At 67.0% G+C, this 18,970-nt stretch carries 10 protein-coding genes and 1 tRNA gene; 1 reads left to right on the top strand and 10 read right to left on the bottom strand.

Features of this window, described 5'->3' with window-relative positions:
* Window positions 1-22 precede the first annotated feature (22 nt).
* The 10 genes from RCH07_RS07575 to RCH07_RS07530 form a co-directional block, all read right to left on the bottom strand.
* Window positions 23-1,612 (bottom strand): sugar transferase, encoded by a 1,590-nt coding sequence (locus tag RCH07_RS07575; protein WP_326966853.1) that lies wholly within the window; start codon window positions 1,610-1,612, stop codon window positions 23-25.
* A gap of 505 nt (window positions 1,613-2,117) precedes the next feature.
* The gene (locus tag RCH07_RS07570) at window positions 2,118-4,859 is read right to left on the bottom strand and encodes a LuxR C-terminal-related transcriptional regulator (protein WP_326966852.1); all 2,742 of its coding nucleotides are present in this window, start codon (window positions 4,857-4,859) and stop codon (window positions 2,118-2,120) included.
* Window positions 4,860-4,915: 56 nt separating this feature from the next.
* Window positions 4,916-7,648: a helix-turn-helix transcriptional regulator gene (locus RCH07_RS07565; protein WP_326966851.1), complete on the bottom strand. Its 2,733-nt coding sequence runs from the start codon at window positions 7,646-7,648 to the stop codon at window positions 4,916-4,918.
* Between the two features lie 252 nt (window positions 7,649-7,900).
* The gene (locus tag RCH07_RS07560; protein ID WP_326966850.1) at window positions 7,901-10,624 is read right to left on the bottom strand and encodes a helix-turn-helix transcriptional regulator; all 2,724 of its coding nucleotides are present in this window, start codon (window positions 10,622-10,624) and stop codon (window positions 7,901-7,903) included.
* On the bottom strand, window positions 10,602-13,346 hold the full coding sequence (locus RCH07_RS07555) for a helix-turn-helix transcriptional regulator (RefSeq protein WP_326966849.1): 2,745 nt from the start codon (window positions 13,344-13,346) through the stop codon (window positions 10,602-10,604). Before RCH07_RS07555 ends, RCH07_RS07560 begins: the two co-directional genes overlap by 23 nt.
* Before the next feature lie 228 nt (window positions 13,347-13,574).
* Window positions 13,575-14,162 carry an aminoacyl-tRNA hydrolase gene (gene pth, locus RCH07_RS07550; RefSeq protein WP_326966848.1) on the bottom strand — a complete coding sequence of 196 codons (588 nt, stop codon included), beginning with the start codon at window positions 14,160-14,162 and terminating at the stop codon, window positions 13,575-13,577.
* A 123-nt stretch (window positions 14,163-14,285) separates the two neighbouring features.
* Window positions 14,286-14,879 carry a 50S ribosomal protein L25/general stress protein Ctc gene (locus tag RCH07_RS07545; RefSeq protein ID WP_326966847.1) on the bottom strand — a complete coding sequence of 198 codons (594 nt, stop codon included), beginning with the start codon at window positions 14,877-14,879 and terminating at the stop codon, window positions 14,286-14,288.
* A 257-nt stretch (window positions 14,880-15,136) separates the two neighbouring features.
* Window positions 15,137-16,117, bottom strand: coding sequence for a ribose-phosphate diphosphokinase (locus RCH07_RS07540; RefSeq protein ID WP_326966846.1), 981 nt, complete (start codon window positions 16,115-16,117; stop codon window positions 15,137-15,139).
* Window positions 16,114-17,613: a bifunctional UDP-N-acetylglucosamine diphosphorylase/glucosamine-1-phosphate N-acetyltransferase GlmU gene (gene glmU, locus RCH07_RS07535; protein WP_326966845.1), complete on the bottom strand. Its 1,500-nt coding sequence runs from the start codon at window positions 17,611-17,613 to the stop codon at window positions 16,114-16,116. The genes RCH07_RS07540 and glmU overlap by 4 nt, the downstream gene beginning before the upstream one ends.
* 211 nt (window positions 17,614-17,824) lie before the next feature.
* A tRNA-Gln gene (locus tag RCH07_RS07530) sits at window positions 17,825-17,896 on the bottom strand.
* 191 nt (window positions 17,897-18,087) lie between these two features.
* Between RCH07_RS07530 and RCH07_RS07525 the strand changes: the two genes are divergently transcribed.
* Window positions 18,088-18,702, top strand: a complete 615-nt coding sequence (locus RCH07_RS07525; RefSeq protein WP_326966844.1) for a TetR/AcrR family transcriptional regulator — start codon at window positions 18,088-18,090, stop codon at window positions 18,700-18,702.
* Window positions 18,703-18,970: the final 268 nt, after the last annotated feature.

The raw sequence follows: 18,970 nt of genomic DNA, 5'->3' as shown, positions 1-18,970 counted from the left end.
TGACGCCGGCCCAGACCGGCGTTTAGTAGGCCCCTACCGGATGCAGGATGACTCTGAGGGTTCGCCACAGAATCATGATGTCTCCGGTCAAGGACCAGTTCTCCACGTAATAGAGGTCCCAGCGGACGCTTTCTTCCCAGCCAAGATTTGATCGTCCGTTGATCTGCCACAGCCCGGTGATGCCCGGCTTGGTCAGCAGCCGGCGGCTGACGTCGCCGGCATACCCCTCCACTTCGCCGGGAAGTTGGGGCCTCGGACCCACCAGGCTCATGTCGCCCCGCAGGACGTTCCAGAGCTGTGGCAGTTCGTCCAGCGAGTACTTCCGGAGCCAACGGCCGCTTCTGGTGACCCGGGGATCGTTCTTCATCTTGAAGAGCAGGCCCGCGCCTTCGTTCAGTTCCGCCAGATCCGCCAGATCCGCCTCAGCGGTGGTCACCATGGAGCGGAGCTTCATAATCTGGAACCGCTCGCCGTTCCGGCCGACCCGCTCCTGGCGGAAGAACACCGGGCCCTTGCTGTCCCGGATGATCACCCACGCCAGGACACACAGCAGCGGTGACAGGAGCAGGAGTGCTGTGCCGGCGGCCACAATGTCGACGAGCCGCTTGAGCGTGTGCTTGGCCCCGCTGAACTGGGGCAGCTCCACGTGCATCAGTGGCAGGCCTTCCACCGGCCGCCAATGGATCCGGGGACCGGCGACGTCGGTCAGGCTTGACGCCAGGACGAGGCTGGTGCGGGTGCCCTCAAGCGCCCACCCGAGCTGACGGATGGATCGTGTCCCGCCGTCCAGACGTCCTGCCACCACCACGGCGTTCGCTCCGGTTTCGGCCACTTTCCCGGCCACCGAATCGACGTCGCACAGCACGGGAACCCGGGTCGCTGAAATCTGCAGGTGGGTTTGCGTGTAGCCGGCGGGAAGGGCGGCCCCCACCACTTCGTAGGCAGCTCCGGACACCTTGCCGAACTGCCGGACCACATACTCCACGTCGCCGGGCTCGCCGACGACGATCACTTTGGAAAGGTAGTGCCCGAAGTGCCGCTGGCGGTTCAACCAGGCCCGCCATTGCCACCGGTTCACCAGCAGCAGCAGGGCCCCGGCCGGCAGCGCCAGCGCGAAGTAGCCCCGGACGACGTTGATATCCAGGACCAGGAAGAGAATTGCTATCGCTCCGAAGGCGCCCAGCGTTGCGTCAACCACCCGCTTGTACTCCTGTGAACCGATCCCGAGCACGGTCTCATCGCGGGTGCGGTGAACTTCGAGCGCAATGATCCAGGCCAGCAAGATGACCACGCTGACCGCCAAGTACGGGCTGCCGGACACGGGCTTGGAGAAAAGCGCTTCACCGGCCTCGAACCGCACGGTGTAGGCGGCCGTCACGGCGAGGACCATGATCGCGATATCCGTGAGCCGGAGCCAGCGCCGGTAGCGCCTGGCCCACGAAGTTCCGGAATCCACCCGGGCTGCCGCGACGTCCTCCTCGATGCTCCACGGCCTGTCCAGCGGCCCGGCACTGGCGGCCAGGGCGGGGGCAGCCAGGACGGGGGCGGAGCGGCGGAGCCAGCGGCTGACTTTTGGGCGGTACCCGGCGCGGTACTCGTCGACCGCGCTCATACCTGTTCCACATCTTTCAGTGGTGCAGACCGATTTAGGGAGCCGGCGGCGGCTGGGGGGAGAGCCTCGGTCTCAGAAGGCTCTAACGCCGCCGGCTCCGACCTTGGCGCCCGGCTGCCGGCGAAGGCACCGTGCGGATCCAATGAAGGAGTTCGGAGTAGGGAGGTCCCGGCGCGACCACCTTCGCAGGTGGAGCTGGCTTCCTCAGCAGTGACGAGTAGGTTTGCGAACCTGCTCCTGCGCTGGTGTTGCCCGCGGCCGATCACCGCCCTGAAGTTACTCATTTTGAGACCTTTGTGAGTTGTTCTTGGGACTGACTTAAGTGAATATCCGGGGCCGGATCAGTGCACGAGTAGCGTTTACCCGACTTCCTTTGCGGCCTCTTGGGTAGGACTACTTGGGGGTACTCCCGGACGGCCGGCGGACCACCCGCGTACTACGCAGACACACTGGCCGCGGGGCGCGGGAACTCGGGGCCGGCCGGGAAAAGTTGCGGCGGCGCCGGTCAGGAGCCGGGCGTGTCCCGTTCGTCGTCGAGGAGCTCCGCACGGTGGCTGACCCCGAGCTTGGCAAAGATGCGGTACAGGTGTCCCTCCACTGTCCGCTGCGAAACGCAGAGGGCGGTGGCAATGTCAGCATTCGCGGCCCCGCCGGCGACGAGCTCCAGGATCTCGGCTTCCCTGGCCGTCAGCTCCATACCGTATCCGCTGCGGACGACGTCCATGTTCGCCGTCATGCCCGCCTCTACCATTCGCTGGTGCACCCTGCGCTGGACCGCGGACAGCTTCCAGCGGTCCGGGTGGCGGACGAGGCAGGACTCCGCCTGCTGCGCAGCTTCCAGGGCCAGGAGCACCTGTCCGGCTGCCAACGCTTCGTCGCTGATGCCGATGAGTCCTGCTGCGTCTGCCGCGGACACCGCAAGGGAGAGTGCCTCAAGCAGCCTGGCCTCGGGCCCTTCGACTGCGCTGCTGCTCAAGGCCAGCGCCTGTGCACCCTCCGTATCGCCGCTGCGAAGTAGGAGCCTCCGAATATCCGTTTCCACGCTCCGCAGCCCCTGGTCGCGTGCCTCCTCCGCCAGCATCTGCAGGCTCCGCTGACCGGCCCCGGGCTCTCCGTCCGTGTCACCCTGGACGCTTCCGCCGTCGCCCGTGAGTAGCTCAACCGTCCGGCAGTACGCCTCGGCAAGCAGCCGGAAGGTCAGCGGTTCACCGTATTCGGACGTGCGGTACGCCTGTGCGTGCGCACGGGCCTCATCCCGGCGTCCGAGCAACGCGGCGGCGTAGGCGGCGACGGAGTGTGCGAAGGGCAGCAGGCCCGAAAGATCGAAGATTTTGAGTTCCTCCACGCCAAGCTTCAGTTCCGCCAGGCAATCGGGGATCCGGCCCTGACGCAGCCGGGAGAAACCCTGCAGGGCGTGGAGTGTGCCGCCGCTGTACAGGAGGCGGCCTGGGTGCTCGGCGGCGTAGTGGTCCACGGACTCTGCGAGCTCCTCCCACTTACCGGCGCGGATGAGGATCAGGCAGTGGCGCAGGAGCACGTCTTCATGGACCAACGGGATGGTGAGGCAGGGACCTGCCATCCCGTGCCAGGCTTCGCGGTCCAGCTGCAGGCCGGCCAGGAGCTTTCCCTGGGCGGTCCATAGTTCGGCAAGCAGCGACGCGGCAGGGAAAAAGATTTCCGGGTTGTTCCCGGCCGCCCTGACGAGTTCCTGCAAGCCGGACTCGAGGTCCGGGAAGCGGCAGCCGCGGCGGCCGTTCATGATGTCCGCCGCCATGGCCGCGGCGGGCGACTGCGTCCACAGCGGCTCGTCCAGGCCTGCCGACGGCCTGTCACCGGGGTCCACGGTTGCCCCGTTTTCCGGCGTGGGAAGCAGCGGCGTCTGGGCCGTCGTTGGGGCAGGCGTCGTCGGGGCTGACGTCGTCGGGGCAGACGTCGTCGGGGCGGGCAGCCGGGCGGCGAGGAGCGCGGCGAGGTAGGACAGCCGCCCGTAGCGGAGGGGCCGCGCCGCCAGGAGCCGGCCGGCGGCCTCCTCCGGCCGGCCAAGAATATAGGAGGAATAGGCCAACTGGACCCTCGCGTCCGGGAGGTACGGCCCGGCCGCGACCGCGCCGGCAACCTTGATGGCCGTCGCCGGGTCCAGGTCTGTGTTGGCCACCGCGGCGGCCTGGACCAGCTGCCCCGGTGGAACCTCCGCCCCGCAGTCCATGGACCAGAGGAGCTGGTTCAGGAACGCGTCCGGGAGGGCCGCGGCGGACGAGGGAAGCGCCAGCAGACTCGCACGCAGGGCCGCACTCTGCCCGGCCGGTACGCGGCGCCGGATGATCTCGCCCAACACGGCGCTCGCGGGCCGGAGCACCCGGTCATGCCCCGGCGAGACGCCGATGAGCCCGGCCGTTTCGAGGGCGTCCACGGCCTTGGGGCTGCTGAAATTCAGCAGCTGGCCCAGTGGCAGGGGCCCGGCCAGTGCAACGATGGTGGCCACCGTCCGTTCCTCCGGCGTCATCGACCGCAATTGCTGGTCAACGACGTCGGCAGCGGGCACCCCGGCCAGTTCCGGCCTGGACAGCAGGTACCACACGCCGTCCCGCAGCCCCAGGGCGCCGCGGGCGCGGGCATGCTCGATCAGGGACATGAGCATCAGCGGGTTGCCGTCGGTGACCGAATAGAACACGGCGCTGGCCCAAGGAGAGACGTCTGCCCGCAGGAGCAGTTCGCAGAGCTGATGAACGTCCGCGCGGTTCAGCGGGGACAAATCGAACTTTGAGATGATCCCGTCGTCCCAAAGAGCCAGGAATTCCTCCGGGATCATCGGACCCGGCCTTGTGGCGGCGAGGATGCTCGCCGCCCCGGTGGCAACAGCCCGGGCAAGCAGCTGGACCGTCCCGCGGTCAAGGCTCTGGGCGTCGTCGATGACAAAAAGGGGCCGGCCGGCTTCCGATCGGAGACTGCCCGTCATAGCCGCCAGCACGGCGGCGTAGGAGTCCAGTTCATGGTCCGGGAGTCCGGCCAGATAGGGTGCCAAAGCGCCAAACGGTACCGCGGCGAGAGCTCGCGTGGCCGTCAGCCGGATCACCCTTCCCCGGGGCCGCAGTTCGCGGATGACAGCCTTCGACACTGCGGTCTTGCCTGCCCCCGCACTTCCGACGATCAGCGCACCGGACCACGCGTCGTCGCGCAGACACCGCACGATATCCCTGACCATGCCGGACCGCCCTACCAACGGGGCGGTCTCAGCACGGCTTTCCATCTCCGGTTCCTCCCCCGGCGCGCGGCCGCCGGGGAGTCGCCGGGAAGTGCCTGGCGTCAGCCCAGGCGCGCAGTTTGCGTAGGTGTGGAGATGACATCCTTGAGTTCCGATCTGCTGGCCACATGCAGCTTCGAGTACACCTGGTAAAGGTGGCCCTCAACCGTGCGGACCGAAACATGCATCTGTTCCGCGATCTTGCGGTTTGAAGTGCCGACGGCGGCCCGGACGGCGACTTCGCACTCCCTGGCCGTCAGGGTCGAAGTTGTGAGGGAGTGCAGACCGTTATTGGGGCTGCCGAATCGGTCGTCGAGGGACTGCTGTGCCCGCTGCGCGATCCTCAGTGCGATGCGGTTTCCGGCGTCGTTGGCGCAACTGACGGCTTTTCGGGCGGCGTCCCTCGCGAAGACGGCGTTGCCTGCGGCGTCGGAGTCCTTGGACGCAGCCAGCAGCCGGTCGCTGTCGGTTTCCTTCACACCCTCGGCCAGCCGTGAGCAAAGGCCGGCGAAATGCCCGGTGACCCGCGCGGACAGGGTGCCAAGTTTCAGGCCCAGCGGACGGTCACCGAGCCGAGCCGCCGCGGACAGGAACAGCAGCGCCGGAGCCAGCGCCGAAGCTGCGGCATCGTCTTCGGCTTCCGCGACCAGCGACCGGATCGCCGCTGCCCGCTGGCCCAGTTCGGCCAGGGCGGCCAGTTCGAAGTAGCGCGTCATGCGGCCAACAAGCCAGCCGGACCTGGTCCGCTGCTGCGTCAGCTCCGTGAGCAGCAGACTGGCAGTCTCCTCGTCACCATGCAGGGCTGCGGCGCAGGCGGAAGCCGCAACGGCCAGCCCTGCCACCGCGTCGGGATCCTGCGCACGCAGCTGCCCCGTGCCGGCCTGGAGGCGGGGCAGGGCATCGTCGAGGCGGCCCGCATGGAGATCGATGACTCCCTGCCCGATCTCGAACATCCCGCCAAGGCGCGCCTGCGGGTCGGCCGTTTCGTAGGACCCCGCGAGGAAGATGGATGCCTCTTTGAACTTCGCGGAGAGCAACATCTGGAGCAAGAACCGCCCCCTGATTTCACGCATTCCCCGGTCTGTGAGCCGGACGACAGCGGCAGCGGCCATGACCTGCCTGCCGAGCGCCAGGGCTCCCAGGACGTTGCCGGTGACCGCCATTGCCTCGCAGCGCAGGCTGGCGGAAAGTATCCGTGATTCGGAGCCCAGTTCGCCCGGGTCCGTGTCTTCGGTCATTGCCAGGACGTCCCCGTACCTCCCTTCGAAAACGGCAAGGTCGGTTTCGGCAAGGCGGAGGCGCTCTCTGGCGGCGGCGGACGAATTCCCATCGGGCTCCTCGGAGAGCCTGCGTGCGATCTCCCGCAGCCGGGCCCCGGCGTTCGCCGCCGTCGTGGCGCTGCGCTTGTCCAGTTCGGTCCGGAGAAGCTGCAGGGAGGTCCATTCGGCGAGTGAAAGTTCGCTCCCGGCCGCTTGATCCAGCGCGGCAAGCACCCGCCGTGCAGACTCATCGTTGTTGACCGAAATATGGGCGTGGACCGATTCGACGGCCGCCCCGGCGATCGCTTCCCGGCCCTGGATCTCGTGGAGGAAGCGTAGCGCCGCGACCGGGTCGGAGGCATCGTTCGCCGTGTGCGCTGCGGCCAACGCCACGTCCGGGCTGATCTGCTCGCCGCAGTCGAGAGCCCAGGCGACGCCGTTGGAACCGCCGAAGTCCGTGTGGTCCGAGTCCTGGAGCACCGCCATGAGCCGACGCCGGAGTTCCGCGCTGCGGCCCGGGGGTACGACACTGGCGACAATACCCGCGGTCACCGGATTGGCGACGCTGACCATCGGCGGATGGTCATGGCTGACATGGATCATTGCGCGCTCCTGCAGGGCGTCCATGTCCTGCGGATTGGCGATGCTCATCAGTGTCTGGAGCGGCACGGCACCGGCCAGTGCCAACAGTTCAAAGACGTCGCGCTGGCCTGAGCTGAGCCGGTTCAGGCGGGCTTTCACGACGTCCCTGATTTCGCCGGTCAACGCAATCGGGCTAGTGCCAAGAACCCAGGTACTCTCCTGGCGGACCACTGTGCCGAGCTTGATTTGTTCCCGGGCCAGAGAGTGGAGGAAGAGTGCGTTTCCGCCGCTGGCGCTCCACAGGACGCGCGCGGCGGTGAGGGAGAAGCGTCCGCCGTACTCGTTGCTGAGGGTTGCCGAAGTATCCGTGAAATCGAAGGGCCCGAGATCGACCCGCCGCAGCAGGTCATCTTTCCAGAGGCCCATAATGTCCCCGCCCACATGGGGCAGGTCCACGCAGGCGGCGAGCAGGGTCACGTGCGCCCCCGCGCTGAGCTGGGCCACCATCATGCTGGACAGTTCATCCAGATCATGGGCGTTGTCCACGAAGAGCACGATCTTTCGGCCCTGGGCTTTGGCGTGGAGCAACTGGGTGAGTCCCCGCAGCACCATCAGTGGGTGTTCGAGGTGGGAAGCGTCGAGGTCGTTGAGTAGAACGCTCAGGGCACCGTAGGGAAGTTTCGAGGAAATGGAGCTGCCCCGGATCTGGACCACCACGTAGTTCTCGCCGAGCTGTTCAAGGGCGCGCTGGGCGACAAAGGATTTTCCGGCCCCGTGCTCCCCGACAAGCACTACGCCGCAGCCGGAGCCGGCTGTCAGCGTCTCGACGACGTCGGCAACAATCTGGTTCCGGGTAAATGGTTTGTCATAGCGCCCCTGGGTGAAACGCTGTGCTGGCAAAATCGCTTCTGTTTTTCCGCTGCCCGCAGGCAGGCCGACGTCGTGCTGAAACATGAGAGACCTTCGCAATCAATGGTTGACCAGTGATAAATCCAACCTATGGACTGGGCCCCATTTCGGGATGCGTAAGTAGTACTCGAATACTCAGCGGGTAGTTGGCTGTGGTCTACGTGGGTGTACTCAGGTGGCCCGGACCGCCCATGCTGCGGAACCAAGTAGTCGGTGAGGCATTCCGGGTGTCCCTTGGCGTTGCGCGGTCAGCCGTGAGATGCCGGATACTCGGATGGAGGCCTGCCTGGGTGGCTGCTACTGGCTTTCCGCCAGGCCGGCGAGCTGGTCCCGGCCCTTGACGTTGAGCTTTGCATAGCTCCGGTACAGGTGGCCTTCGACGGTCCGGATGGACACGTGGAGCTCGCCGGCTATCTGCCGGTCGCTGAGGCCACGGACGGCGAGCGCCACAATGTCCCGCTCCCTGCGGGTCAGAAGTCCCAGCGAGTCGGTCTCCGCTTCCGGGTCTGTGCCGGGGATGCTGTCGGCCTGGCCAAAGCACCGCTTCCGTAGGGACATTGCCATGCGCTCGCGCAGGGTGTCACCGGCGGACCGGTAGGCAGTCGCCGCGGCATCGTAGGCAAGCGCCGCGAAACTCCAGAGTTCAGCGTCCTCACAGCTCTTGGCCGCCTCCAGATAGTCCGGGGCAAGGTCCGTGGCGATCGCGCCGGCGTAGCCGCAGATCGCCGCGGCCCTCCGGCCCTCCAGCCCGGGTTTCAGCTCGAGCAGCCGGGATGCGGCGTCCGGGTCGCCCAGGGCGAGGCAGAACGCCAGCGAGTCGAATTCAAGTCCGGGTGCGTCCCCGCCGCCGTGCGGACGGCCGAGCACCCGAAGCTCCGCTATCGCCCCGGGGTGGTTGCCGAGGCGGGCTTTACCGTAGACCACTGCCATCTCGGACAGGGTGCGCAGGTAGCGTGAAACGGCTGGCGCAGCAGCTTCGCAGTCGGCCAGGAACGCTGCGGCTTTGTCCTTGTCGCCCGCTTCGGCGGCGGCGGCGAAGGCCATGGAGGCTGTCAAGGCAAAGAGCTGCTGGGGATCCGCGAGCCGGAGGGATTCGAGCGCGGCGCCGAGGGTGTGCAATGACTGGGCGGTCTTCCCTTGGTACAGCTGGATGATGCCGTGCGCTGCGTGGCCCCCTCCACCGAAGGTGATGCGACTGGGCCCCGTGCTGGCGGCTACTCCTGCCAGGAGCGTTTCGGCAGCCTCCCAGTCGCCGCTATGGATGACGGCCGCGGCGGCGCGGACCACGAGGAATTCCGCAAGGAAATAGAGTTCGTCGCGCCCGGAACCGGCCGTGCTCATCGCCTCGGACGCGACCGCGAATGCCTGGCGCGCCTTACCCAGAACGAGGAGCCGTTCCGCCTTCAGGGCTAGCCGGAACGCGGCATCGAAGTGGTTAACCGGCGGCAGCGGATCACCCTTCGCGCGCGGGAGCGCCGTGGTGGGGGCTCCCTCAAAGTCTCCGGCCAGGGCGAGCACCATGCTGTCCATGGTCGCGTAGCGCTCCCGGGTTGCTGCAAGGATGCTGTCCGCGTCCTCCGGGTTGGCCGCGGCCAGCCGCTCGCCGGCGCGCAGCAGCTCCCGTGCGCGATTCATGATGTCCGCCGGCCTATGGCCCAGGGATGACAGTACGGCTGCCCACATCAGGGTTCCGGTGAGGAGAACGGCGACGCTCTGGCCCTTACCGAAGTCGGCCTCCAGGATGTCGCGCGCGGCCGAATAGTCCGCGGTGTTGAAGTAGGTTCGTGCTATCACGGACCGTGCTGCCATCTGCAGCTCGGGGTCTTGGACCTGGGCGGCGATCCTGCGGGCCAATTCGTCCTGGTAGAGCCGGCTGGCGAGGACCGCTGCCCTGAGTAGTTGCCGGTCGTCAACGTCCGTGCCGCATTCCAGGGCCCAGCTCACCTGGCGCAGGAGGCCTTCGGCCGAGGTCGGTTCCGTGTCCATGAGCTGCAGCAGGCTTTGCCTCAGCTGGAGGCTTCGCGCGGGGGAAATGAGGTTTCGCAGCGTATCACCGTACACCGCGTGCCACAGCCGCAGTTCGGAGTGCGGCGAAGGCGTCACCTTGACCAGCTCGCGTTCGACCAGGGCCGCGACTGCCGCCTCTCCCGCCAGGGACTCGATCAGTTCCCGGGACACCGGCTCTGCCAGGGCAACGAGGTTAAGCGCCTCCCGCTCTGCCGGCGACCGCCGGAGCAGCTGCCGGCGCACGACGTCGGTCAGCTGGTCCCCGTGGCTGTTCAGCGGCCGCGTGAACAGCCATACTCCGTTGCGCTGGAGCAGCGTCCCGTCGCTCTTGGCATCGTCGATCAGCCCGTTGAGCAGCAAAGGGTTGCCGGCCGAAGCTTCCCAGAGAATCTCGGCGACGTTCGGAAGGACCTGGCGGCCCAGCCGGTGATTAAGCATTTCGTCGGTCTGCTGTTGGGTCAGCGGGCGCAGGTCGAGACGCACGGCGATGCCCTCAAACCACAGCTGCAGCAGCGGCTCAGGCAGTCCTGGCCGCGCAGCGGCCGCTACGAGCAGCTTCGCCCAGCCGGCAGCGGCGAGTTCCACGAGGATCCCGGCGGTCGCTTCGTCGAGTTCATGGGCGTCGTCGACAATCAGCAGCAGGGGCTTCCCTGAGGTGTTCCGCTCATCCTCCAGGCGGGACCAGAACGTCCTCAACACCGCCAGCTGTGACGTGGCCTCCTTGACCGGAAGGCCGACAATAAAAGGCCCCAGAACGCCGTACGGCACGTTTGTCAAGGCGGGGCTGCCGTGGATGCGGACCGGCGTCACCTCGGAGTGGAGCTCAGCCACAACAGCTTCCAGCAGGGTGGATTTTCCGATGCCGCTGTCACCGAGAAGCATGACAGCGACGTGCGTGCCCCCCTGGATGGCTGCCACCGCCGCCCTCAGGTCATCCGTCCGCCCGGTCAGGGCGCCGGATGCCTCAATCGGGGGGTCTGCTGCGCGCGACCTAGATGAGTCCAAGAAGATCACTTCGCGAGGAAACTCCGAGCTTGGTGAACACCTGGTACAAGTGCCCCTCCACTGTTCTGACGGAGATACCAACTTCCAGGGCAATGTCCCTGTTGGAGACCCCGTTGCCGGCCAGAGTCGCGATCTGCCGCTCCCTTTCCGTCAGCACCGGGCCACTGTTCCGTGGCATGACGGGCAGGGCCGGAACAGACTCTGCGAGGCCCTCTAGCATGGTGTGCGCGGCGCTGGCGCTGGCACTCAAACCCGCCGATTTGGCGAAATCGAAGGCCAGGGCAGCGCATCTCGCCTGAACCGCGTCCAGTTCCAGGGCAGCTGCCAGTTCGGCGGCCTGAAGCATGAGCGGAGCATCCTTCGCCCGGCTGCCCGCGGCAATAACTCCGGAAAGTTCTGCGAGGGGCCCTTGCCGCAGAGCCGCGATGTCCGCCAGGAAAATGAAATCCTTGGCCGTGCCGTTGACGGTCGCGCCGAGCATAAAGATGCCGGCCAGGGTATAGCGGTCCGCCCGGAAATGCCTTTCGGCCGAGCGCACCAGCCGGTCCTTTGCCTCCGGGTCACCGAGCCAGCGTGAGGCCATATCCATGCAGAAATCGGCCGAGGTCCTGACCGCGAAACGGGCCGGGCCGTCAGCGGACCGCGCCCGGTTCAGGTAGACCGCCGCCTGCACGGAATTGCCCGTCTGGGCATACGCAAACGCTGCGGCCGCGTAGGCCTGCTGCAGCGAGTGCAGACTCGACCGAACTTCGAGCTGGGCAATGGCCGCGAGGAGCGGGGCCAGCGCCAGGTAGCCGCGGCCCGCATAGACGTAAGCGACGCCCACGGCCAGGTCCGTCGCCGCGCTGCCGGAATGCAGCCCGTGGCCGGCGCGGCCGCTGGCGCCCTTGAGCATGTCAATGCTCTGGCGCCATTGCCCGGAGAACAACAGCACGTTGAACGACCTCCACGCAAAGTTCTCCTGGATTCGGGGAATGGTGGACCACTCGCTCAGCTGTCCGGCGATGACGCGCAGCAGCTTGCGGGCCTCAAGCTCCTTGCCGGTCATGCACAGGGCTTCCATCAGGATGATGGACGATCTGAGCCGGTGCACGGGACAGGCGCTTCCCCCATCCGCCGAAGCCGCCGCACTGAGCCGCTCCATCATGGGCTCGTAGTCACCGATGAAAGACAGGTAGTTGAATTCGCAGAGGTCCAGGCACAGCCCTGCCCGAGACAGCTCCTCCGCGGTCGCGGGATGCTCGTTCACGCTGAGTTCGTGGAGTCGCTTCCGGGCCTGCCGGATCAGTTCCGGCACCTTGCCGGTCCGGTCCTCCAGCCATGCCATGGAGTCCACCTTCGCCGCAATGAGGTCTGCGAACACCTCCGCGGGGAGGGCTCCCAGCTGACGCTCCGTGACGTCGTCGAGGGCAGCCATCGCCTGCGGCGGCAACCCCAGCTGCAGGTAGGCGGCGGACTTCTCCAGCTGGCCCTCGGCCCACTCGGAATCCCCCGGGTTCAGGCTGCTGGCGCACTTGAGCGCAAACTTGGGATCAAAGAGCCTGACGGCGGCGCCGGCTGCCGCCAGCGCGTGGGCCGGTGCGAGCGGTGCGTGACAATCGTGTGTCCACGCCGCATAAGCCAGCAGATCCTCGACGGTCAGCTCACCCAGCTCGGATTCCTGGTGCCCCGGCACTTTATCCCGCAGCTCCAGCCGGCGCTCGACGCTCAGCCAGTTGCGGACGATATCGCCCAGGTAGCGGTCGCCAAGCGAGACAAGGTGCCGGTCGGTCCGGTCGACGACGATCTGGCCGGCGTCCTCCATGTCCGCGATGATGCCGGGGCTATACATCCGGGCGAGCCGGGACAAGGGAAGCGTCCTGGCGCAGGAAAGGACTTCGATGACCTCCCGCGCCACAGGCGTTTCGCGGGAGTAGCGGGCCCTGACAATGTCTTCCAGTGCAGTGCGTCCGTCCAGGACCACTTCGTCGACGAGGGTCCACACCGATCCCGAGAGCACCAGGTTTCCGCGTTCGATCTGCTCCGAAACGACGGCTTGCAGCAGGGTGGGGCTGCCGCCGACGAGCTGGTGCAGCTGGCTGGCGAGCGCACTGGACACCCGGTGTCCGAGCGCCGCCTGCAGCACCCCCAGGGTCTCGACTTCCGTCAGGTTGGCGAGCCGGACCTCGGCCAGCTGCCCGGAGGTGATGAGCCAGTAGAAGTCGGGGGGCAGATCGGTGGTGCGCTGGACCGTCGCGACGAGCCTGGCGGTCCGGGTTTGGAGCAGATTGAGCAGGACACCGGTACTCAGTTCGTCCAGGGCACCGGCGTTGTCCAACAGAATGACGCACTGGCGTCCGGCGGCGTCCTCGCGGATCAGTGATGTGATTCCCTGCAGGATGGCTGTCGGTGATCCGAGCGAGCTCTGCGGAAGGCGGGCGAGGGTAAACGCCAGGCAACCGTAGGGTGTTGCTGCGCCCGGCCCCGAGGTGCGGAGCTGGAGGGTGTAGACGTCCGGCCCGAAGCCGGCGAGGGCTGTGCGGCCGACAAGGGATTTGCCGACGCCGCGGTCACCGGTGATGACGACGCCCATCCGGCCGGGCGCAAGCAGGGCGCTGCAGACGCGGTCGGCGTCGGCATTGCGCGCCAGACCGGACCACCTGTGCCCGTCTATGCGGCCGGTAGCGTGTTCTTCTTCGGCGGGTGCCAATGTAGTGGAAACATTCCCCCAGCCCAGCGAATCCCTCGACATCTTGTTTCCTTCGTACCGCTTTGCGGACAGCAAAACCGAGACCGTCCGCTAGAAGTAGCGTATCCCTATCCCCCGACATGAGAGTAGACAGATCATAACGGGAATTCAGGATGCTTGAACAGGAATCCGGGCCTGAACGCCGGCTCATTACGGGGAGTACGACACTACGGCTCCGGCCACCGGCCGGTGCTGCACCGGCGGCGGGCCGCCAATGCCGGCGACCCGGGGCTACGGTGCCTTGACGGGATGGAACGTCGTTTGGGCGGCGAGAAGGCCTTCGCGGACCAGGGCTTCCACCGCGTCCGCCGCCGAGTCGATCAGGAACGGCAGGTCTTTTTTCTCCGGGGCGGAAAAATTCCTCAGCACGTAGTCCGCGGTATCCATTCGGCCCGGTGGCCGTCCCACACCGACCCTGACGCGGAGGTAGTCCTTGGTGGCCAAGGCCCTGGAGATATCCCGCAATCCGTTGTGCCCGCCTTCGCCTCCGCCGATCTTCAGCTTCACCGTGTTAAAGGGAATGTCGATCTCGTCATGAACGGCGATGACGTGGCCGGGATCGATGTCGTAGAACTTCGCCAGGGCCGAGACCTGGCCGCCGGAAACATTCATATAGGACAGCGGTTTGGCCAGCACCATCCGCGGGCCTCCAACGCCCATCCGTCCCTCAAGGACCTGCGCCCGGGACCTGTGCGATTTAAAGCCGCCGCCGACCCGCGACGCGAGTTCGTCAAGGACCATCTGGCCGACGTTGTGCCGGTTGTGGGCGTACTCGGCTCCGGGGTTGCCAAGGCCTACGATCAGCCAGTTGTCAGTCATGGGTCAGTCCTTTCGTGGGCGGCGCGGCGCGGGCGGCGGTTAAGACGGGCAGCGCCGACCGGCAGCGCAGACGACGGCGGCCGGGCCCCAGAGGGACCCGGCCGCCGTCGGAAATACCCTAAACTACTCGGCGGTCGAGGAGCCCGCGGTGGTGTCGGCGGAAGCTTCTTCCTCGGAGACCTCGGTGGCCTCGGAGATGTGGACGACGAGGGCCTCGGCGTCGGCCAGCAGGACAGCGCCCTTCGGCAGAACCAGGTCAGAGGCGTGGATGTGCTCGCCGGCGGTGCGGCCCTCGATGCTGACCTCGATGGCGGTCGGCAGGTGGGTAGCCTCGGCCTCGAGGGATACGGTGGTCATTTCCTGGTTGTACACGCTGCCCGGAGCAAGCTCGCCGGTCAGGTGCACGGGAACGTCCACGGTGACCTTCTCGCCGGTGCGGACGGTCAGCAGGTCCAGGTGCTCGATGATCTGTTTGATCGGGTCGCGCTGGATGTCCTTGACGAGTGCGAGGTGCTCTTCGCCCTGGATGTCCAGGGTCAGGAGGGCGTTGGCACGGCGGACGGCCAGGGTGGTGGATTTGGCCGGCAGGGTGATGTGAATGGGCTCGGCGCCGTGGCCGTAGATGACGGCCGGGATCAGGCCCTCCATGCGGGCGCGGCGGGCGAAGCCCTTACCGAATTCGGTGCGTACTTCTGCTGCGAGCTTCTGCTCAGACATGGAATCTCCTAGTGGACTAGCGGTGTTCGGCAAGGGCGGAGGTCTGTTTGCGACCTTCAACGCCGGGTGGCACGATGGCCGCCCTTCCGAAGGGAGATTCAGACCCAGTCGATAACGGAGACCAGCAGTCCGGTTCCGGATTAATTTCCGCTTTAGTACGGATAATACGGAGTACCGGCGCTCTCCCTCGCCAAGGTTTCGTCTCAAGGCTACCAGCGCGGGTACGGATTCATAAAAACGCACCCGCGCGGGTGGTGCTAGGCGTTGCCGTCGAACAGGCTGGTGACGGATCCGTCGTCGAACACTTCACGGATGGCGCGGGCGATCAGCGGTGCGATGGACAGCACAGTGAGCTGCGGGAAGTGCTTGTCCGCGGTGATCGGCAGGGTGTTGGTGACAACAACCTCACGGGCACCGGATTCGGAGAGCCGCCGGGCGGCAGGATCGGAGAAGACCGCATGGGTCGCCGCGATGATGACGTCCTTGGCGCCGGCGTTCTTGAGCACCTGGACTGCGCCGGAGATGGTTCCGCCGGTGTCGATCATGTCGTCGATCAGGACGCAGGTGCGGCCTTCGACCTGGCCCACGACCGTCTTGGAGACGGCCTGGTTGGGGACGGTGAGGTCGCGGCTCTTGTGCACGAAGGCGAGCGGTGCCCCGCCAAGACGCTCGGCCCACTGCTCGGCAACACGGACGCGGCCGGTGTCCGGGGAGACCACCGTGACGTTGTCCGGACCGACCTTGGTGCGGATGTAGTCCGCCAGCAGCGGGATGGCCATCAGGTGGTCCACGGGGCCGTCGAAGAAGCCTTGGATCTGTGACGTGTGCAGGTCAACGCTCATGATGCGGTCGGCGCCGGCGGTCTTGTAGAGATCGGCGATCAGGCGCGCGGAGATAGGCTCCCGGCCGCGGCCCTTCTTGTCCTGGCGTGCGTAGGGGTAGAACGGTGACACGACGGTGATGCGCTTGGCGGAGGCCCGTTTGAGCGAATCGATCATGATCAGCTGTTCCATCAGCCAGTTGTTCAGCGGTGCCGGGTGCGCCTGGATGACGAAGGCATCGGTGCCGCGGACGCTCTCGCCGGCGCGGACGTAGATCTCGCCGTTGGCGAAGTCGTAGGCATCCAGGGGCAGCAGCTCGGTTCCCAGCTCCTTGGCGATCTCCTTCGCCAGCTCGGGATGCGCGCGCCCGGCGGCAAGAACCAGCTTCTTCTCGCCGCGTGCCGTAATTTCGCTCATGATTGCAAGCCCTCTTCTGTAGATGCCGGGGTACCGGAGGAAGTTTCGGTGCCGCCGGCGGCCTTGGCCAGCGCGGCGGAGATTGTGCCCGGGCGGTTTTTGAGGACCCAGCCCGCATCGTTGCGCTGCGTGGCCAGGGACAGGACCAGGGCGCCGGCCGGGACGTCGCGGCGGATGATGGCGCCTGCGCCGCTGTAGGCGCCGTCGCCTACCTGAACGGGGGCGACGAAAACGGTGTTGGAACCCGTGCGCACGCCGGAGCCGATGATGGTCCGGTGCTTCTTCTCGCCGTCGTAGTTGGCCGTGATGTTGCCGCAGCCTATGTTGGTGTCCTCACCGATCTCCGCGTCGCCGGCGTAGCCGAGGTGGGAGAGCTTGGAGCCGCGGCCGATGGTGACGTTCTTGGTTTCGTAAAAGGCGCCGATCTTGCCGGTATCCCCCAAAACGGTGCCGGGGCGCAGGTAAGTGAACGGGCCCACGCTGGCATTCGCGCCGATCGTGGAACCGGAACCGTGCGTGCGGGTCACAGTGGCGCCCGCGCCGACGTGGACGTCGGTCAGGGTCGTGTCGGGGCCGACGACGGCGTCCCGCGCCACCGTGGTGGCGCCGTGGAGCTGGATGTTGGGCAGCAGCCGGACGTCCTCTTCGAGGGTCACCGTAGCGTCGATCCAGGTGCTGGCCGGATCCACGACCGTCACCCCGGCGCGCATCCAGGCCTCAACTGTGCGGCGGTTGTGTTCTGCGCCGAGCGCCGAGAGCTGCACCCGGTCATTCGCGCCTTCGACCTGCCAGCGGTCCTCCGTGACAACCGCGGCGACGCGGCCGCCTGCCGCACGGGCCAGTCCGAGCACATCGGTGAGGTACATCTCGCCCTGGGCGTTCTCGGTGGTGACGCGGGCCAGCGAGTCGCGCAGTACGGCGGCGTCGAAGGCGTAGATGCCGGAGTTGATCTCCCGGATCTCACGTTCGCGGTCCGAGGCGTCCTTGTGTTCGCGGATTCCCGTGACCGTTCCGTCCGCGGCCCGGAGAATGCGGCCGTAACCGGTGGCGTCAGCCAGGACGGCGGTGAGGACGGTGACGGCGTTGCGGTCGGCCTCGTGGGTGGCGACCAGTTCGGCCAGCAGCTCTCCGGTGAGCAGCGGGACGTCCCCGTAGGTGACCACGACGGTTCCGCCGAGCGGGCCCTGGGGGTTGAGCGAGTCAAGCGCTTGGAGGGCGGCTTCGACGGCGCGGCCTGTTCCGGGCACCTCATCCTGGTCTACGATCAGGGCGCCCGGGTCCAGCGCGGCGATATGGGCGGCAACAACGTCACGCTCATGCCGGACGACCAGCGCCAGCTCCTGCGGCCTGATGGTCCGGGCGGCATGAAGCGCATGTCCCACGAGGGAGCGGCCGCCGATCTCATGGAGGATTTTGGGGGTACGGGATTTCATCCGGGTACCGGCACCTGCAGCTAGGACGATTACGGCGGCTGGGCCGGTAGTCTCGGGGCTCACGTACGGGCTCTCCTTGCTCAGTGGCGTAGCTCATGCCCCTGCTCGGTGGATCTGGATGCCCCGCGGCTGGGGGCCGGGTGCTGCGCCCCGGTTGCCGGATCCGCGCGGCCTGGCCGGACCAGATTCCGGTCACGACGCCAGATTCATCCTACTGGATTCACGCCGGACCGTGTCCGCCGGGACTGTTCCGGCCCCCGACCACCCGCGACAGTTCCGCCCATAGGACTCGAACCTATACTCCACGGCTCCAAAGGCCGGGGTGCTGCCATTACACCAGGGCGGACCGTGCCCCGGCGGCGAGCCGGTGGCACGAGAGTCAATTCTGCCATACTGTGCCGCAGTGAAGTGCGAAGAGCGAGTGCCCCCTATCTGGTGCATGATGGAGCTGTGGGCAACAGTGCAGGGGTTTCCGGTGGGGCGGACCGCCGGAGCGGACGGCCGGTAAGGGCCCCCGGCTATGTCCCCCGGCCCCGGATGACGGGCCCCCAGCGCCGCAGCCAGTTGATCGGCGTCGGCCGCGGGCTGTTTGCCCTCCGGGGCCTGGACGGCACCACCATCGAGGAGATTGCCGCGGCCGCCGGCGTCTCCAAGCCGGTGATCTATGAGCACTTCGGTTCCAAGGAAGGCCTGTATACCCGGGTGGTCGAATGCGAGTTCCGGATCCTGCTCACCGCCATCAACGACGCCTTGTCCGACGACGCCCTGCCCGACGACGCCAGGCCGCGGGTGCTGGTGGAGCGGGCGGCCCTGGCCCTCCTGAGCTATATCGAGGACCGCACGGACGGCTTCCGTATCCTCATGCGCGATGCTCCACCGACACAGCCAGAAGGGGCCTTCGCCACCCTGCTCTCCCACGTCACGGCGCGGGTGGAACACATCCTGGCCGACGAATTCGCCCGCCGCGGCTTCACCCCGGCTGACGGCGCCATGTACGCGCAGATGCTCGTCGGGATGGTCGCAATGACCGGCCAGTGGTGGCAGGAGTCCCGAACCCCGGACAAGCGCGAAGTCGCCGCGCACCTGGTCAACCTCGCCTGGAACGGCCTGACCGGCCTGCAAAAAGACCCCGAGCTCCGCAACGAGGACTGATACGAACACGAACGTATGGCGACTTTCTCCCACCACGGCGCGACAGTGGCGCTGGGCCGCCAGCCGGGGGGCTGATCCGGGGATCGTTTGCGCCCGTGGGCCAGACACTGAGGGCACTGAGCGCCCCGCGGGACATGTCCTCCCCTGGCCTTAAAGAATGGACATATGACCCATATGTCCATCCCCGGGCTGCACCAAGGGACATGTCCCGGGGGATTTCAGTGGCACAAGGGACATGTCCATTCCCGGGCGGCGGCACACTGGCCTC

The organism is Arthrobacter sp. CG_A4 (genome assembly GCF_035985125.1).
GTDB lineage: Bacteria > Actinomycetota > Actinomycetes > Actinomycetales > Micrococcaceae > Arthrobacter.
This window is presented reverse-complemented; position numbering and strand designations above follow the sequence as displayed.